30 protein-coding genes are annotated in these 13,256 nt (G+C 63.0%); 3 read left to right on the forward strand and 27 right to left on the reverse strand.

The genetic code is table 11. The features are described from left to right. The first annotated feature begins 131 nt into the window (after positions 1-131). From ACT54R_RS24945 to ACT54R_RS24955, 3 genes are read left to right on the forward strand one after another with little or no spacing between them, the layout of a single operon-like run. Entirely contained in the window at positions 132-452 is a 321-nt protein-coding gene (locus tag ACT54R_RS24945; RefSeq protein WP_476331638.1) for a hypothetical protein, read from the forward strand. After that, positions 452-1,753, forward strand: coding sequence for an SGNH/GDSL hydrolase family protein (locus ACT54R_RS24950; protein ID WP_476331641.1), 1,302 nt, complete (start codon positions 452-454; stop codon positions 1,751-1,753). Before ACT54R_RS24945 ends, ACT54R_RS24950 begins: the two co-directional genes overlap by 1 nt. A 20-nt stretch (positions 1,754-1,773) precedes the next feature. Continuing rightward, on the forward strand, positions 1,774-2,682 hold the full coding sequence (locus ACT54R_RS24955) for a hypothetical protein (protein ID WP_476331644.1): 909 nt from the start codon (positions 1,774-1,776) through the stop codon (positions 2,680-2,682). On the opposite strand, the gene ACT54R_RS24960 is transcribed toward ACT54R_RS24955, so the two are convergent. From ACT54R_RS24960 to ACT54R_RS25090, 27 genes are all read right to left on the reverse strand, one after another. Further along, on the reverse strand, positions 2,640-2,897 hold the full coding sequence (locus ACT54R_RS24960) for a hypothetical protein (protein ID WP_476331647.1): 258 nt from the start codon (positions 2,895-2,897) through the stop codon (positions 2,640-2,642). The two genes, ACT54R_RS24955 and ACT54R_RS24960, sit on opposite strands and share 43 nt — an antisense overlap. Further along, entirely contained in the window at positions 2,897-3,592 is a 696-nt protein-coding gene (locus ACT54R_RS24965) for a hypothetical protein (protein ID WP_476331650.1), read from the reverse strand. Before ACT54R_RS24965 ends, ACT54R_RS24960 begins: the two co-directional genes overlap by 1 nt. Continuing rightward, the gene (locus ACT54R_RS24970) at positions 3,592-3,966 is read right to left on the reverse strand and encodes a hypothetical protein (protein WP_476331653.1); all 375 of its coding nucleotides are present in this window, start codon (positions 3,964-3,966) and stop codon (positions 3,592-3,594) included. The genes ACT54R_RS24965 and ACT54R_RS24970 overlap by 1 nt, the downstream gene beginning before the upstream one ends. Beyond that, positions 3,963-4,385, reverse strand: a complete 423-nt coding sequence (locus ACT54R_RS24975; RefSeq protein WP_476331655.1) for a hypothetical protein — start codon at positions 4,383-4,385, stop codon at positions 3,963-3,965. Before ACT54R_RS24975 ends, ACT54R_RS24970 begins: the two co-directional genes overlap by 4 nt. Then, complete coding sequence (locus ACT54R_RS24980) at positions 4,363-4,500, reverse strand: hypothetical protein (RefSeq protein WP_476331658.1); 138 nt, start codon at positions 4,498-4,500, stop codon at positions 4,363-4,365. The genes ACT54R_RS24975 and ACT54R_RS24980 overlap by 23 nt, the downstream gene beginning before the upstream one ends. Then, positions 4,497-4,901 (reverse strand): hypothetical protein, encoded by a 405-nt coding sequence (locus ACT54R_RS24985; protein WP_476331661.1) that lies wholly within the window; start codon positions 4,899-4,901, stop codon positions 4,497-4,499. Before ACT54R_RS24985 ends, ACT54R_RS24980 begins: the two co-directional genes overlap by 4 nt. 78 nt (positions 4,902-4,979) lie before the next feature. Continuing rightward, entirely contained in the window at positions 4,980-5,372 is a 393-nt protein-coding gene (locus tag ACT54R_RS24990) for a hypothetical protein (RefSeq protein WP_476331664.1), read from the reverse strand. Positions 5,373-5,576: 204 nt separating this feature from the next. After that, positions 5,577-5,936: an HNH endonuclease family protein gene (locus tag ACT54R_RS24995; RefSeq protein ID WP_476331667.1), complete on the reverse strand. Its 360-nt coding sequence runs from the start codon at positions 5,934-5,936 to the stop codon at positions 5,577-5,579. Beyond that, a complete protein-coding gene (locus tag ACT54R_RS25000) occupies positions 5,933-6,196 on the reverse strand; it encodes a hypothetical protein (RefSeq protein WP_476331670.1) in 264 nt (87 codons plus the stop codon). Before ACT54R_RS25000 ends, ACT54R_RS24995 begins: the two co-directional genes overlap by 4 nt. Positions 6,197-6,199: 3 nt before the next feature. Next, entirely contained in the window at positions 6,200-6,502 is a 303-nt protein-coding gene (locus tag ACT54R_RS25005) for a hypothetical protein (protein WP_476331673.1), read from the reverse strand. Continuing rightward, positions 6,499-7,110, reverse strand: coding sequence for a hypothetical protein (locus ACT54R_RS25010; protein WP_476331676.1), 612 nt, complete (start codon positions 7,108-7,110; stop codon positions 6,499-6,501). Before ACT54R_RS25010 ends, ACT54R_RS25005 begins: the two co-directional genes overlap by 4 nt. Then, on the reverse strand, positions 7,107-7,289 hold the full coding sequence (locus ACT54R_RS25015; protein ID WP_476331679.1) for a hypothetical protein: 183 nt from the start codon (positions 7,287-7,289) through the stop codon (positions 7,107-7,109). Before ACT54R_RS25015 ends, ACT54R_RS25010 begins: the two co-directional genes overlap by 4 nt. Further along, positions 7,286-7,825 (reverse strand): hypothetical protein, encoded by a 540-nt coding sequence (locus ACT54R_RS25020; RefSeq protein WP_476331682.1) that lies wholly within the window; start codon positions 7,823-7,825, stop codon positions 7,286-7,288. The genes ACT54R_RS25015 and ACT54R_RS25020 overlap by 4 nt, the downstream gene beginning before the upstream one ends. Beyond that, entirely contained in the window at positions 7,825-8,214 is a 390-nt protein-coding gene (locus ACT54R_RS25025) for a beta-sandwich lipoprotein (protein WP_476331685.1), read from the reverse strand. The genes ACT54R_RS25020 and ACT54R_RS25025 overlap by 1 nt, the downstream gene beginning before the upstream one ends. Beyond that, complete coding sequence (locus ACT54R_RS25030) at positions 8,207-8,341, reverse strand: hypothetical protein (protein WP_476331688.1); 135 nt, start codon at positions 8,339-8,341, stop codon at positions 8,207-8,209. Before ACT54R_RS25030 ends, ACT54R_RS25025 begins: the two co-directional genes overlap by 8 nt. Beyond that, entirely contained in the window at positions 8,331-8,507 is a 177-nt protein-coding gene (locus tag ACT54R_RS25035; RefSeq protein WP_476331691.1) for a hypothetical protein, read from the reverse strand. The genes ACT54R_RS25030 and ACT54R_RS25035 overlap by 11 nt, the downstream gene beginning before the upstream one ends. Before the next feature lie 87 nt (positions 8,508-8,594). Beyond that, the gene (locus ACT54R_RS25040) at positions 8,595-9,941 is read right to left on the reverse strand and encodes a DUF4942 domain-containing protein (RefSeq protein ID WP_476331694.1); all 1,347 of its coding nucleotides are present in this window, start codon (positions 9,939-9,941) and stop codon (positions 8,595-8,597) included. Then, the gene (locus ACT54R_RS25045; RefSeq protein WP_476331697.1) at positions 9,938-10,141 is read right to left on the reverse strand and encodes a hypothetical protein; all 204 of its coding nucleotides are present in this window, start codon (positions 10,139-10,141) and stop codon (positions 9,938-9,940) included. Before ACT54R_RS25045 ends, ACT54R_RS25040 begins: the two co-directional genes overlap by 4 nt. After that, on the reverse strand, positions 10,138-10,587 hold the full coding sequence (locus ACT54R_RS25050) for a DUF7831 domain-containing protein (RefSeq protein WP_476331700.1): 450 nt from the start codon (positions 10,585-10,587) through the stop codon (positions 10,138-10,140). Before ACT54R_RS25050 ends, ACT54R_RS25045 begins: the two co-directional genes overlap by 4 nt. Next, complete coding sequence (locus tag ACT54R_RS25055) at positions 10,587-10,799, reverse strand: hypothetical protein (protein ID WP_476331703.1); 213 nt, start codon at positions 10,797-10,799, stop codon at positions 10,587-10,589. The genes ACT54R_RS25050 and ACT54R_RS25055 overlap by 1 nt, the downstream gene beginning before the upstream one ends. A 2-nt stretch (positions 10,800-10,801) precedes the next feature. After that, positions 10,802-11,125, reverse strand: coding sequence for a hypothetical protein (locus tag ACT54R_RS25060; protein ID WP_476331705.1), 324 nt, complete (start codon positions 11,123-11,125; stop codon positions 10,802-10,804). Beyond that, the gene (locus ACT54R_RS25065) at positions 11,122-11,310 is read right to left on the reverse strand and encodes a hypothetical protein (protein WP_476331708.1); all 189 of its coding nucleotides are present in this window, start codon (positions 11,308-11,310) and stop codon (positions 11,122-11,124) included. The genes ACT54R_RS25060 and ACT54R_RS25065 overlap by 4 nt, the downstream gene beginning before the upstream one ends. Before the next feature lies 1 nt (position 11,311). Then, the gene (locus ACT54R_RS25070) at positions 11,312-11,554 is read right to left on the reverse strand and encodes a hypothetical protein (protein WP_476331711.1); all 243 of its coding nucleotides are present in this window, start codon (positions 11,552-11,554) and stop codon (positions 11,312-11,314) included. Beyond that, the gene (locus tag ACT54R_RS25075) at positions 11,551-11,970 is read right to left on the reverse strand and encodes a DUF5983 family protein (protein WP_476331714.1); all 420 of its coding nucleotides are present in this window, start codon (positions 11,968-11,970) and stop codon (positions 11,551-11,553) included. Before ACT54R_RS25075 ends, ACT54R_RS25070 begins: the two co-directional genes overlap by 4 nt. Positions 11,971-12,287: 317 nt before the next feature. After that, positions 12,288-12,497 carry a hypothetical protein gene (locus ACT54R_RS25080; protein WP_476331717.1) on the reverse strand — a complete coding sequence of 70 codons (210 nt, stop codon included), beginning with the start codon at positions 12,495-12,497 and terminating at the stop codon, positions 12,288-12,290. Then, positions 12,494-12,757, reverse strand: coding sequence for a hypothetical protein (locus tag ACT54R_RS25085; RefSeq protein ID WP_476331720.1), 264 nt, complete (start codon positions 12,755-12,757; stop codon positions 12,494-12,496). The genes ACT54R_RS25080 and ACT54R_RS25085 overlap by 4 nt, the downstream gene beginning before the upstream one ends. Further along, positions 12,757-13,254, reverse strand: coding sequence for a hypothetical protein (locus ACT54R_RS25090; RefSeq protein WP_476331723.1), 498 nt, complete (start codon positions 13,252-13,254; stop codon positions 12,757-12,759). Before ACT54R_RS25090 ends, ACT54R_RS25085 begins: the two co-directional genes overlap by 1 nt. Positions 13,255-13,256 lie beyond the last annotated feature (2 nt).

A 13,256-nucleotide genomic window follows, 5' to 3' on the forward strand; every position in this document is an offset into this window, starting at 1 on the left:
AGCGTCGCACGCGCAGTGATGGATGTCGGGTGGCAAAAGCGTGGCGATTTAGCGAATGCACGAAATAGCAGCTTAAGTCAAAATTGAATGAATGGTATACTCGTCGGAACTATTGCTTGTGGAGAAGTCCAATGGCTTTCACCGGGACGCACGTCATGTACGGCGCCATCAAGTCCGTCGGCCCTGGCGTCAGTCTGTTCTGCGAGGCGATCTGGTCCGAGTCCATGGGTGCGCCGGGCACCACGGCCCTGGCGGCGACCGACAAGTTCCTGGATCAGACCGACTCCGGCGCCATGAACTCGGCGTTTCAGGTCCAGCCCACCTCCGACATCTGGGTATCCGTCGCACCCAACCCGAACGCCGCGGTGAGCCCGCGCTACTGGATTCGAGCCGGCGAGGCCGTGCTTATCCCCTGCAACTGGGGTGACAAGCTCGCCTGGAGCGTCGCCTGATGCGCACGATCGCCAATGGGCGGCTCGTTCCGCCTTCCATGCTGAGCCAGGATCTGACCTCGCGGATCAACCCGGCCAATATCACCTGGCGCCTACTCGACCCCTCGACCGGGTTTGTCTTTGGCATCACCGATTCCAAGGGTCGTGTCGTCCTGGGTATCACGCCTGAGGGACATCTGCGGGCGCGGATCGCCAACGGCGCCACGGTTCCGGTCGCGGCACTCGACCCCACGCTTGTTGCGCGGATCAATCCGACGGGCGTCACCTGGAAGACTCTCAACCCCGAGACCGGTTATCTCTTCGCGGCCGTCGATGCCAAGAATCGCGTGCTGTTCGGCGTGACCACGGACGGCAAGTTCAAGGCGCGGCTGGCGAACGGCGTTGGCGTCACGACTGCCGAGATCTCTCCGCTCGTGTCGTCCGCCCTCGTGGCTATGAACCTGTTTCCGTCCACCTCGATCGCCTGTTGGGGCGACAGTATGACTGCGGGTGCAGGTGGCGGCGGAACGACCTATCCGGCGGTGCTGGCGAGCGCTCTGGGCGCCACCGTCACGAACCTCGGCATCGGCGGGCAGACATCCACTCAGATCGCCGCTCGTCAGGGTGGCGTTCCTATCGCAGTCTCGGTGAGTGGCGATACGATCCCCGCGAGCGGCGGCGTCGCAGTCACGTCCCGGAGCGTGAACCCGCTCTTCAATTCGGGCACCTACGGCGGATCGATGACCGGCACTCTCGCGGGTGTTGCGGGCACCATGTCCGCTACGACGGCAACTGTGGATGGCGATTCTGCGTGGACTTTCACCCGCAGCTCGCCTGGCTCGGCGGTTGCGTGCCCCGCCGGCACGATTTTCATTCCTGAGACCGCCGGCCTGCACGAGGCGAAAACGGTTATCATCTGGGCTGGCCGAAACAACTACGGCGCTCTGACCACCGTGCGTGACGACATTCTCGCAATGGTCAAGCGTCTCACGCCGCTCAACAAGCGGGTGCTCGTGGTTGGCATCTGCAATGGCAAGTATGCCGGCGAGGAGTCTGGCGGCTCGGGCTACATCAACATGATGAAGCTCAACAAGGAGCTGGCGCGTCTCTTCGGAGACCAGTTCATCGACATCCGCCAATACATGATCGAGAACGGCCTCTCGGATGCAGGGATCACTGCCACCTCGCAGGACCTGACCGACCTCAGCCAGGACCGCATTCCGTCGAGCCTTCTGGCCGACAATCTCCACTGGACCGGCCAGGGCTACACCGTGGGCGGCAACTTCATCGCTCGCGTGGTGCGAGCTAAAGGGTGGGCCTGAAAATGCCTTATGCGCTTGTTATGGACTCCGAGGTCACTGACACCTCGCTGCCGATCCTCTACCCGGACCCCGGCATGTCGCCGGGGACGCTCGTCCTTCTGGACTTCGGACACTCGGAGAGCGGCCTGACGGCGGGCGTCGTCCCGACCTCCGGGACCATGCGGAACATCGCCCGCGACGTGGCGGTCTCGATTGTCGGAAGCGGCGTTGCGTCCGACATGGACATGGGCATCGGCTACTATCGGACTGCCGGCGACGCCTCCTTCCGCGTCGAGCGCACCGGCAAGGGTGGAATCCACGGCATCTCCTCGCAGGTCGGGCAGGCCACCAGCTCGAATGATGCGTGGGCGCTCATCCAGACGGCCGGCTCCCCGCTTTCGCAATACCTCCTCAACCTTGTGCCCAGCGGCGGACTGTTCGTCTCTCAGTGGTTGCGCCGGACGCGGAACAAATCGGCGGCGGCTGGCTATGGCTCGGCCACCACGTTCTTCGCCAGTAGCACTGGACCGACCAGCAACTACCTCTGGCACGCGCAGAGCGGCGAGCTTTATCCCGGAAATCAGCTCGGTAAGACTGGCTCCGCGCTCGCTTCTACCCTCGGCGATCCGGTACTCATCGCCGAGGGCGTGAACGCTTGGCAGGGCACCAAGCCTACCGGAACGAGCCTCTACTCTGTCTTTGGCTCGCTGGGGCGTTACGGCCCGTGGGCTTCGCTTCTCCAGAACAAGGACCACTCGATGGTCATGTATCGGATGAAAGTCGAGGACCTCACGAAGACCAAGCGGGCGAACAACGGCGCGGGCGGCACCCTGGCCGAAGAGTATGCGGCGGCCCTTGCTGCGGAGCAGGCGCTCTTCACTGCAGCGTTCGCGTCCGGCGGGAGGTTCTACGGCGACACCTGGTCCGACCCGGCCACGCTGCTGCCCTGAGCCTGCGACGCCAGAGCGCGCCGCAGGATTGAGATGATGTTGAGCACCGCGCGCCTGTCGCCCGTTGCTCCAGATGCGAAGACCTTGGCCGCACCGCGAGTGAACACCAGATGTCCGCGCGCGGTGCGGCCTATTTCAAACCCATTGAGCTGGGCGAAATCGATCGCAGGTTGCATCGGGTTTCGCTTGCCATTGAGAATTTTGAGACGCTTCATCAGCCCCACCACTGTGCGATCACCGGCCGCAGCTCCAACACGCCCTTCTCGTCGAGCACGCCGAGCTTCGGCAAGTACCAGCGCAGCTCGCTGGGCACGGCCGGCAGCCACTCCGGGTGCTTCTCCACCTCGGTGTAATGCTCCCACATCTTGCGCGTTCCGTCCGCCAACATCAGGTCGTTGGTGAACGGAAACGGGTTGTAGGGCAGATAGGTGACGTGCTCGGCCGGCGAATCCTGGGCGCCGCGCACCGCGTGGATGGTCTCGCCTTCGCGGATCGACGTGCGCCACTCCTCGAAGGCATAATCCATGTCGTCAGCGTGGCGATACCACTTCTCGCGATAGTGCAGCGTGGGGAAGAAGATCACGTCCGTCGTGGTGTCCACGCCGCGCGAGACCGCCGTGAACAGATCCTCGGCCCGGCCGAAATCTCCGGGTTTCAGCGCCGCGCGCTCCTTCGGCCCGCAGGCGAATTTCGTGGAGATGAGATCGGGCTGAAGAATGGGTATGGCGCCCCGCTCGTTCCAGAGCTCCTTGCACACCTCGTCGGGAACCGTGAGATCTGCCGGCGTCTTGCCGTCGAAGCGATCGTAGAGCCAATCGCTGTAGAGGTCTTCCTCCGCGACCCCGTTGAGCTCCGCGAGCCGGCTGAAGGGCATTCCCCAGCCCATTGCCCGATGAATGCGTATTCCCATCACTTTTTCCTCTGTCGCTGTCGAATATCACCAAGCAGACCCTCGACGGCCGCAAGCGCAGTCTTGCCGTAGCTGTAGACTTCGGCGCCGCTCTCGTTGATGTGGCAGACCGGCGCGACGTTCCCGATGCACGCTATCCAGGAGTCTTTTCTCGCCGGCTCGATGCTTCCGTCGGGATTTGGGCAGAAGCTCAGGGAGAATTCCTTGTTTCCCTGCTTCGAGACGATGCAGCGCTGGATGACAGCGCCGAGGGTCGCGCCGCCGGGCTGTGCCATCATCTCTTCGAGGAGAGCGGCTTCGAGCGTGTCGTCTCCGTAGCCCGCTTCGTGCAGCTTGATGATCCGGCGCACCGTGCGCTTGAGAAACTGTGTCATGCGTCCTCCATGACCACGTTGCCGAAGGCCTCGTTCATCTCGTCGTAGAGCCGGAACCAGGCCTTGGTGCCGGCCGGGTCGCCCTTGAAGATGCCGATCGAGTTCATGTCGCACTGGTGCGCGGTGCAGTTCGGCCGCAGATGCGGCGGCACGATGCAGCCCTTGTCGCCCATGAACGGGATGGTGTTCACGTTGGTGCGGTCGGCTTCCCGATAGTGCGCCATCAGAGGCGCGATCTCGTCGCGGAACGCCGGGTGATCGGCATAGTCAATCATGAACATGGCGGTGAGCACGCAATGCTCGGCCGCGCAGCAGCGCGTCGTCTTGGCCGTGCGGCACTCCATGCACTTCGGCCGCGTCAGGTCGGCCAGCTCCTGCGCCACCTTCTTGTAGCGCTCAAGGTCGTTTGTTGTGGTCATGATCCCTCCAGCGCCGCTCCATGCGCTTGACGCGCCTGATATAGCGGCTGATCAGGAGCCCGCTGATCGCAGAAACGATCAGCCAGGCGAAAGCGATGTAGAGGAGCAGGTTCACGCCGCCCTGCCCTGCGCCATCACGGCGGCGAGCGCGCGCATCGGCTGTACGAAGTCGAGCCAGTACAGCGGGTCGGTGTTGCCCTCGCTGGTGTGGTCGAGCCGATCGTTGTAGACGGAGGTCGTCAGCTCGATCTCGATGCCGTTCTCGACCGACCATGCGTTCAGATAGACCGCACGCTCCTGCTCGGAGAGCCAGAACTCACCGCTGATCCAGGTGTCGCCATAAGAGAACATGCACGGGCGAACCGCATTGAGCGCCGCCACCGAGCGTGTTTTGAGTGCGTCCACAAGACGCTGAATTGCCGTTGCGTCGCTGCTGACAAATCGCGCGACATTGCACCCGGAATAGCCGTTGTATTCGTCCGGTGCGTTCTCTTGAACACTAAGTGCGACGAACATTGCGCGTCTCTCTTGTTTTGCTGACAAAGAGAGTATCGCGCAATGTCGCTTGGATTGCTTTCGGGAGTTGAGCGGTAACTATGCGGCCGCGCGACGGATCTCGCGGATGATCGAACGAGCCTTGCCGCGCTCCTCCGTCTCCTCAAGATCGCTGATGGCCCGCTTCACCCGATAGGCATCCTCTTCCAGCTCGGCCGCCACATCCCGCAGTCGCTGGGTCTGCGCGAAATAGCGGCTGGTGGAGTTGGAGATCCGCGCCGCCACGTCCTCGACTGGCAGATCGAACGGGTCGCGCTCGAAGGTCTCGCGGAAGGTCCGGATCGCCTCCTCCGCGGTGAACTCCATGCCCCAGAGCCGCGGCATCAAGAGCAGCCCCTTCACCGCGCCGTCGTGAGTGAAAGCCACCTGGGTCGTGATGGACGGCGCGGCTTCTCCCACGTCCATGATGTTGCCGATGACGAAGATACGCATTGGTGGTCGCTCCCTGAAACGTCTAGGACCCAAGTCCTATCATGGGGAACAAAACCGGAACAAGCGGATTCTGAGTCGGCCTCGGAGGCGGGTCTGTTGAAACGTGTGGAGATCGATTTAGAACGTCACAGACGCGCACTTTGAAAATGCGCTATCTCGCTGCTCGCGTTGTGCGTTTACGTCTGAGTGACGCGCGCTGCGCATTCATGCAGCGATGCAGATGACAGGTGCTTTCGCGACGTGCTTGCGTCGCTTGTAGGCCAGCTGCATGTTCACGGATTGGGTGCGCGGCTGGAGGTGTGCCGGGTTGCAGCAGCGCCGTACCACGCAGTTATGGTCAAGCTGCTCGCCGGGCCGCAGCTGGCGCTGGCCGGTGAGGCGCCAGACCAGGAGATGCACCGCGGTCGTGCAGCCGAGATAGGAGGTGCGGCCATAGCCCCCTCCCCTGCCCTTTCCGCTGTCGCCGCCGGTCCAGAGCCAGCAGCCGGAGATGTCGAGCACGATCTTGGCCGCGACGTGCGCCGGCAGCTGCTTCATCGCCTCGAAATAGGGGATGTGCTTCATCGCCAGCTCCGGACAAACACCCGATGCTGCCCGGCCACCTCGCCAGGCTTGGTGAGCTCCACCAGCTCGCCGAGTTCGACCATGCGGTCGACGCAGGCGAGCATGTGCCAGGAGTTGCCGACGCTGCCGCGGATCATCTCCTCCATGCGGGCCGCCCCGGCCGTCTTGAGCAGGCCGAACGTCCGGTCACGGATTTCAAGGAAGAGGCGCTGACCACTGTCGGTGAACAGGTTGTCGCGTTCCGTCTCGTAGCTGTACATGGCTCAGTCGTCCTTCATCACGATGCCGATCCCCTCGCAGATGCCGCTGGTCCTGCTGAGCAGCTCGCGGGTCGCGGAGAGACGGTCTTCGAGGTGGTGATTGCCGATCATGGTCCAGGCCTGCGCCACGAGGCAGGCGCCGAACAGGACGCACCACAGGCGATCCCAGTTGAACGGCTTGCGGGGCTTCTCGGCCGGCGCCGCGGTGTGAACACCCTGGTCGCGCCCATCCGGACACATGGGGTGCTGACACCGCACGAAGGCGGTGTCGTCGGTTGAGGCGCAGGTGGGACAGCGATAGGTCATCCCTTGAGCTCCTCGATCACGGCCTGCCCGGCGCGGACCAGCTGCGTCAGCCGCTCGCCGTCGGGCATCGCTTCCGCGGCCGGCGAGCACAACGCCTCCAGCTTGTTGATGAGGTCGGTCGGAAAAACCTTGCCGAAAACGGGCAACTTGTTTCCGTTCTCAGAACGTTCGTGAAACGGCGCCCAGCCGATCGGCTTGCCGGCCCGGGTCTCCCGGAGGCAGTCGTGGCTCCAGTCCCAGCCCATCCACGACCACTCGTCGACCTCGGTGTTCTCGAAGTTGTTGGAACCGAGTGTCCAGCCGGGCTCCGCGCTGTCCTCCAGCGGACAGGCGTCGAGGCCGGCGGCCGAATAGTCGATCAGCAGCTTGATCCAGGTGCCGTCCTTGGGCGCGGTCTCCATCGGCTGCACGCCGGCCACACGGCCGGTGTACAGATCGAAATCGGTCTGCGCCGCCGAGGCGGCAGCTTCATAGGTGTCGTGAAGGCTGATGCCTTCGTTGTCGCGGCGCAGACCATAATGGCCGTTGGCGTCGCAGATGGAGTATTTGGGAGCCGGCGAGATCGCGTCGCCGAAGTCGGTCCACTTGAGCCGATAGTCGAAGCTCATTGACCTTCGCTCCTCTCGACGTTGGTCTTAAAAACGGTCTCGCCGATGCTGCTCAGGGCTGGGCCGAGGATTAAAACCAGGGCGCCAGTGATCGGGTAGCCACTTGTGAGCAGTGTGGCGCCGGTGACGATCGACAGCCCGTCGACGACGTTCAGGCGCCGTTTGAAGAGCCACTTCACGACTGCGCCTCCTTCTCGATGAGAACGAAGCGGCCGTCGTTGAACTCGTCGGTGAAGCGCACCCACAGCTTGCCGTCGGCGCCCTGGTAGACGGTGAGACGGTCTCCGTCACGAATGTCACGGCCACAGGCAAGACCGCTGGGCGTGTTCGCGGATACGACTTTTCCGACGCTCACCTGGGCCTCGGCCTCGCCGATCACACGTTCCAGGCGGCCGCTCTTGACGTGTCGGTGCGTTGGTAGGAACGCCGCCTGTTCCGTAGAAGCGAGGGCGGCGTCAATCCGCGCCATCATTAGAGATCGATTGGTGGCGCCGCGAGTGGTTTGCGGCTCCCAATAGATCAGACCATTGTCGCGGAGCTCGCGCAGAAGGCCTGTCAGCACGCCCACCTGTTCCAACAGATGGGGCGCGGCGACAAGAAGCTTGCCCGTCTCCACGCTTTCAATGTGCTCGCACACGATGTCAACGTCGCGGAAGATCGTGAGGCCGCCGTCATCATCGTCGGACTGGAGCAGTTCCCAGTTTTCGGTCGCCATCACCGCACCTCGATGTCAGGGATGATCACCGACGGCTTGAAGACGACCCGGTAGTGGTAGACGCCGACCTTGGCGTCGTTGATCTGCTCGGCGAAGAAGGTCACGTTGTCGGACAGGCCGAGGAAGTGCTTCTTGTAGGAGGACGGGCCGGTCTTGCAGGTGACGCTCAGCCGGCCATCCTTGTCCTGATTGCCGAGCGAACAGAGCCCCTCGACCGACAGAATGTAGTCGCCGGTGATGCCGTTGTAGAAGACGACCCGCCGATTGATCTCGAACTGGTCGGCCGCCCGCGACAGGTTCTGCGAAGCGACATCGGCGTCGCTGCACCCGGCGACACCGCTGACGACGATCGTCGCGGCGATCGCAGCGAATGTCAGGATTTTACGCATCGTGTTGCTCCTTCTCGGCCGCTCGTTTGGCCCAACGGGCCGCGGCCATGCAGTCGAGGACGATCAGAATGGTGATCAGGAGGAAGGCGACCGCGAACGGCAGCCAGGCGGGAAAATCAGGAGGCATCGCCGGCCTCGTGAGCGGCTGTGATTTCCTCGTCCCGGATGTCCCAGGTCTCCGTCCAACGAGGGTCGTTGAAGGCCGGCGGCTCCGCATCGGAGCGCTTGTCGACCTCAACGATCACGCTGCGCTCCACTCGGAACACCTGCGTGATGCGAACCTTGAGTTTCATGGTGTCGCTCTCCGTAGTTCAATCAATTTCGATTGAACGCATAAGCATAATGACAGACGCAGAACGGGTTGCGACTGGGATATTCGCTTACTTGTCGGTCTTTTTCTTAAGGACGACGATGCAGGTGTTGACGTTCGTCCCGCTCTCCTTGAAGGAGCCGGCCGGCAGGTCGAAGAACTCGCCCTTCATCTTCTGCGCCAGATCGCGGAACCGCTGCGTGCGCTTGTCCTCCCGAAACTCGGCTCCTGCCGACATAATAGCGATCAGATGGCCGTCGGGTTTCAGAAAACGCACCGCATGGGTGACGTGGTCCACATCCAGCCCCTTGTCGAAGGGCGGGTTCATGACGATCCGGTCGAACGTGCCCAGCACCTCCGGCACCTGGCGCAGGAAGTCGTCACAGATGACCTTCTTGAAGCACTCGGCGTCCTCCAGCTCCTTCGCCAGATCGGGCTGGATCTCCACGCAGGTCACGGCATAGCCATCCTTCGCGAGCGGAAGCGCGAGGGACCCGCGGCCGGCGCTCGGCTCCAGGACCGTCATACCCTCGCGTCGCCACATATGCTGTCGCATGACGCGATCGACCACATCGGGCGGCGTGGGAAAGAAGCCGAAGTTCTTGGCGTGGACGCCCTCGCGCGGGGTGAAAGTCCCCTCCCCTGCTGCGCTGCTGCCGATGGCGGCGCCGTAATGCGCGGCCAGCATCTTGTTGACCTTCTCGACGAGGTCGGCGCGCTTAAACCACAGGTGCATGTTGCAGTTCTGGAACACCCGCGCCTTGAAGTAGTCATCCTCGACCACGCAGGCGATGTCGTCCCACCTCATCGAACCGGCGATCTTGGCGACCAAGCTGCCGGTGTATTCGGGCACGGGCTTCCCGTCGAGAATGTGGAAGGTCCGCTCCACGTCGCGCAGCAGCTCGTCGGTACGGCCATAGTGGTTCCAGCAGCCGAAGTTGTTGACGGCGTTCGTGAGGATGACCTTGTTGCCGAATTTGAAGCCGTCGTGCGTGCGAAAGCGCCGGTCCAGCTTCGAGAAGACCTCGGCGATGCCGCGCCGGAAAATCTCATCGGCCGAGCCGAGCAGCGTCTGGATGGTAGCGAAGCAGTTGTCGACCGTCACTTCGGGCGGATCGGCCTCAAGCTGGTTTCGGAACTGCTGGCGCGCGGTGTGATCCATGAGCGCCTCCATCCCGGTCGAATAGATCAGGTGGTTCCAGACGGCGCGGTCGACGGTCGCGCGCCAATCCTTCTCGTCGGGCATGTCGCGCGGGATGGGCGAGATCGAATAGGTGGTCGACGGCGAGGCGCGTCCCGCCGCCTGTGTCGCACTGCTGAGGAGATCGCGCGCCTGGGCGAACAGCTCGACGGCGCGGTTTCGATGGCCGATCAACTCCTCGATGGAGTCGCGGCGAACAATTGCGGTGCCGGTCACGAGTGGGTCTCCCCGGTCATCGGGTTAAAGCCGTTGGCCGCGCGATACTGGCGCTGGCGCGCGCAGGCCTGTTCTTCGGTCGCGAAACACTCCTGTCCCTCGTCGTCGAACTCGAAGACCCAAGGCTTGCTCGGATCAAACGCTGCTGCGAATTCAGGATCGATGGTGTCGATATGAAACACGCTGCTGTCGTCGCTCATGGGATCAGCTCCACCGGCTCGACGCCCTCGACGAGCGGCCAGGGGCATTCCTCGCCGGGGAAACTGCGGAAGCGCTCCACGATCGCGTTGTAGAGCCGCGGCGCTCGGGTCGGCAGTTGTGAGAGGCCGGTTCCCAGGCCATCGAACGGCGCATAGACCACCTGGCCCGCGCCTATCGCGCGCTGAATGCGCGCGATGTCGTGATTGACGTAGAGCCGCGGCCAGCGCACCAGCGGATCGACAAACTCCTCGTCCGAGAAGAACGCATCTTCCTCCATTACGGGCGCCCACTTGGTCACGAGGCCGATCGCGTTCGGCTCGCCGCGCATCTCCTTCGCCTGGCCGCCGTAGCCGGCGCGCTGGATATTGTCGCCGAACACGAAGCGCGCCTCCGGCTGCTTCTGGAGCATGTCGCGGGTGATCCACTTGAGATATTTGATCGGCATCAGTCCGTACCATTGGTGAGTGCGATGTGGTTGATGTTCGCGACCGGCAGCCAGAACTCGCCATCGACGATGCTGCTCGGGCGCACCAGCACGTCGCCGCGCAGGTGCCATTTGGTGAAGATGTGCCGGCGATCGCACCGATCCTGGACGATTAGACGCCGCGGCTGCTCTGACCGGCTCTCATTGCGGAGCATTTCGAGGATGTGGTTCATGTTCACTCGCGCCCTTCGGCCTTGACCAGCGCGGTTTCCGCGCGGGCAAATGCCTTTTTGAGGAAGTCGGGAGGATTGCCGCCGCAGGCCTCGACGAACGTCTGGACGGCCTCGTAGAGGTCCTCGGCAGCTTCCATCTTGAACTGCCGGTTCCACGACCGCGCGAGCACCACGTTGGCGACGCAATCGCGAACGGTCAGGCTGATCTCTGTGGGCCAGTCCGGCCAGACGGTCGTGATCCAGGCGCAGGCCGCAGAGTGCGACGTGACGGTCGGCGTGCCGTGCTTCTTGAGCATCGAATAGGCGATTTCGCTGATCTCAGTCACGACGCGCTCTCCTCGGGAAGAGCGACTTCCTTCGCGCACTCCTCGGCGCCGCAGTCGTCGCAGATGGTGTAGTCAAAGACGGCCTGGAGAACCCAATCCTGTTCCTCGTCAGACCACTCGGCGTAGGCGTCCTTCAGAACGCGGGTGCTGTCGCACTTCTCGCAGCGGATGCTGATGCGGCTCATTTCACCGACCTCGCATGTAGAGTGTGCTGTCGAGGTACTGCCGGTAGATCGGCGCCAGGCTCGGACAGCAGGATTCATGGATCGTGATATCGGCGAGGGGGAGCCAGTCGGGGCCGTAGCAGGCAATACATTCGAGATCGGTCTCGCTCTTGCCGAACTCCTCACCGCCCGCGTCCAGAAGATCGATGTTCTCCACGCGGCCGCAACAGGTGCAGGTGTCGGTGATAACGTCGGTGTGGCTCACAGGGCACCTACCTGCGCCAGCGCGGCGCTAAGCTTGGCGGCATACGCCTTGTCGCCCTTGGCGATCACGCTCGGCACATCGAGCGGATCTTCCTCGAAGACGGGCAGATCGAGCGTGTGATCGGGCTCCCAGGCATCATCGAAGCGCAGATACTCCGCGCCGAGGTCCCTGCCCTTCTGCATACACTCGAACAGGTCGGGCGGAATGTCGCCGGCGCCGTTCTCCTCGTCGCAATAGACGATGTAGCCGGTGCTCGTGCGGCAGACGTTGTGCGAGGCCTTGCCTTCGTGGACCTCCTGGCAGCGATCGTCGAGCCAGTCGATCGTGTCGTTGCAGAGGTGCTTCTCGGAGAGAAACAGGATGCCGTAGAGCGGCACGGCTCGATCCGCGATCTTCTCGATGATTGCGGAGATCACCGGGAGACGTTTGGAAGGTTGAAGAACCGTTGAGATAATCCGACTTTCGTCGTCGCTAAGGGCAACAACTTTCGTTGTCATGACGCTCACCAGAAGTTTGCGCGTTGCTGATAATGAATATTCGCACGCGCGTTAGCGGTTGTCGCTTGGGTCTGGTAGGATATATAGCAGTCAACAACTGCGACTGCGGGAGCGAATCCGTGCAAAATGTTGTTTTGGGAAGCTGGGAACGTCTGGCCCCGTTTCTGCCGGTACTTGGGCCATTCGCCGAGGCACTCGGCCTCGGTATCTTTATGACGGCACTTCTGGTTACAGACCTATACGGGCCGCTCAGTCTGTAACGCCGCGGTCAGCGCGACACGCATCGCGGCGACGAGAACTGCCCGGGACGCGGGCGGGATTTCATCCCAGGGCGTCACCGGGCAGCTGTCGGGCCGGTCGGGGTGGAGCTTCACCCATTCGCGTCGGATGGCCGCCTGATGCGCCTGAGCAGCCCTCGTGATCTGATTGATGCTGAGGGCGCTCATGCCGGCCGATCCTTCGGGGTGTAGCGCCAGACAAGCCAGAGCCACACGGTGTTGACGGTGAAGAGCACCAGACCGGCCAGCGTGGACTGCCATTGGTGGAGCGCGGGGTAGTAGACGACGTTCCACAGGCCCCAGAGCCAGAAGAACATGGGCGTGGCGATATGAACGCCCTGCACCGATTTGAGCCGCATCGCCCGAAACACTGATGGGAGCAGCATGACTGCCCCCATCAGCTCGAACGCGGCGTTGATGCCGTCCATCAGGCGGCGGCCGGCGGCGCGCCGACGTACTCAGCATTGACGCTGCCGGTGACGTAGCCGCCGGTGACGTAGATGTTGTTGTCCTGCTCGATGAGGGCGCGCTTGGTCTCCCGCAGCTCCACCTCGGCGTCATCGAGCTCCTGGGCACGCTCGCCGATTTCCTCCTTCAGACGGGCGTTCTCGGCGCGCAGAGCACCATTCTCAATCGCGACCGCACTGGCGTTCTGGAGCCGCATGTTCTCGGAGAGGAGGCTCTTGTAGTCGCGGGCGAGGTTCTCCAGCGCGATCTCGGAGGCCCGGGTCGACTTGTTGAGGTTCATGAGCCGCTCCGAGGCGTCGAGGAGCGTCTGCCGGTAGGTGGTGCAGTATTCCAGCAGCTCGGTCTTCTCGGTGCCCATCTCGGTGTGCCACAGCTTCACGTCGCGCAGGAACTTGTTGGCCTTCACGACGATCGCCACGCAGATCGCGAGCGTCACAAGGGTGAGGAAGAGGTCCATAC

Source organism: Xanthobacter sp. DMC47, from assembly GCF_056313845.1.

Excerpts from the sequence above, each read along its gene's own strand:
- ACT54R_RS25005 (WP_476331673.1), bottom strand. The coding sequence starts at position 6,502 with ATGACCTATCGCTGTCCCACCTGCGCCTCAACCGACGACACCGCCTTC.
- ACT54R_RS25010 (WP_476331676.1), bottom strand. The coding sequence starts at position 7,110 with ATGAGCTTCGACTATCGGCTCAAGTGGACCGACTTCGGCGACGCGATC.
- ACT54R_RS24960 (WP_476331647.1), bottom strand. The coding sequence starts at position 2,897 with ATGAAGCGTCTCAAAATTCTCAATGGCAAGCGAAACCCGATGCAACCT.
- ACT54R_RS25050 (WP_476331700.1), bottom strand. The coding sequence starts at position 10,587 with ATGCCGATCAAATATCTCAAGTGGATCACCCGCGACATGCTCCAGAAG.
- ACT54R_RS25080 (WP_476331717.1), bottom strand. The coding sequence starts at position 12,497 with ATGAGCGCCCTCAGCATCAATCAGATCACGAGGGCTGCTCAGGCGCAT.
- ACT54R_RS24945 (WP_476331638.1), top strand. The coding sequence starts at position 132 with ATGGCTTTCACCGGGACGCACGTCATGTACGGCGCCATCAAGTCCGTC.
- ACT54R_RS24965 (WP_476331650.1), bottom strand. The coding sequence starts at position 3,592 with ATGGGAATACGCATTCATCGGGCAATGGGCTGGGGAATGCCCTTCAGC.
- ACT54R_RS25000 (WP_476331670.1), bottom strand. The coding sequence starts at position 6,196 with ATGTACAGCTACGAGACGGAACGCGACAACCTGTTCACCGACAGTGGT.
- ACT54R_RS24970 (WP_476331653.1), bottom strand. The coding sequence starts at position 3,966 with ATGACACAGTTTCTCAAGCGCACGGTGCGCCGGATCATCAAGCTGCAC.
- ACT54R_RS24955 (WP_476331644.1), top strand. The coding sequence starts at position 1,774 with ATGGACTCCGAGGTCACTGACACCTCGCTGCCGATCCTCTACCCGGAC.
- ACT54R_RS24990 (WP_476331664.1), bottom strand. The coding sequence starts at position 5,372 with ATGCGTATCTTCGTCATCGGCAACATCATGGACGTGGGAGAAGCCGCG.
- ACT54R_RS25035 (WP_476331691.1), bottom strand. The coding sequence starts at position 8,507 with ATGAAACTCAAGGTTCGCATCACGCAGGTGTTCCGAGTGGAGCGCAGC.
- ACT54R_RS25045 (WP_476331697.1), bottom strand. The coding sequence starts at position 10,141 with ATGAGCGACGACAGCAGCGTGTTTCATATCGACACCATCGATCCTGAA.
- ACT54R_RS25065 (WP_476331708.1), bottom strand. The coding sequence starts at position 11,310 with ATGAGCCGCATCAGCATCCGCTGCGAGAAGTGCGACAGCACCCGCGTT.
- ACT54R_RS25085 (WP_476331720.1), bottom strand. The coding sequence starts at position 12,757 with ATGGACGGCATCAACGCCGCGTTCGAGCTGATGGGGGCAGTCATGCTG.
- ACT54R_RS25030 (WP_476331688.1), bottom strand. The coding sequence starts at position 8,341 with ATGCCTCCTGATTTTCCCGCCTGGCTGCCGTTCGCGGTCGCCTTCCTC.
- ACT54R_RS24950 (WP_476331641.1), top strand. The coding sequence starts at position 452 with ATGCGCACGATCGCCAATGGGCGGCTCGTTCCGCCTTCCATGCTGAGC.
- ACT54R_RS25025 (WP_476331685.1), bottom strand. The coding sequence starts at position 8,214 with ATGCGTAAAATCCTGACATTCGCTGCGATCGCCGCGACGATCGTCGTC.
- ACT54R_RS25090 (WP_476331723.1), bottom strand. The coding sequence starts at position 13,254 with ATGGACCTCTTCCTCACCCTTGTGACGCTCGCGATCTGCGTGGCGATC.
- ACT54R_RS24995 (WP_476331667.1), bottom strand. The coding sequence starts at position 5,936 with ATGAAGCACATCCCCTATTTCGAGGCGATGAAGCAGCTGCCGGCGCAC.
- ACT54R_RS24985 (WP_476331661.1), bottom strand. The coding sequence starts at position 4,901 with ATGTTCGTCGCACTTAGTGTTCAAGAGAACGCACCGGACGAATACAAC.
- ACT54R_RS25055 (WP_476331703.1), bottom strand. The coding sequence starts at position 10,799 with ATGAACCACATCCTCGAAATGCTCCGCAATGAGAGCCGGTCAGAGCAG.
- ACT54R_RS25020 (WP_476331682.1), bottom strand. The coding sequence starts at position 7,825 with ATGGCGACCGAAAACTGGGAACTGCTCCAGTCCGACGATGATGACGGC.
- ACT54R_RS24975 (WP_476331655.1), bottom strand. The coding sequence starts at position 4,385 with ATGACCACAACAAACGACCTTGAGCGCTACAAGAAGGTGGCGCAGGAG.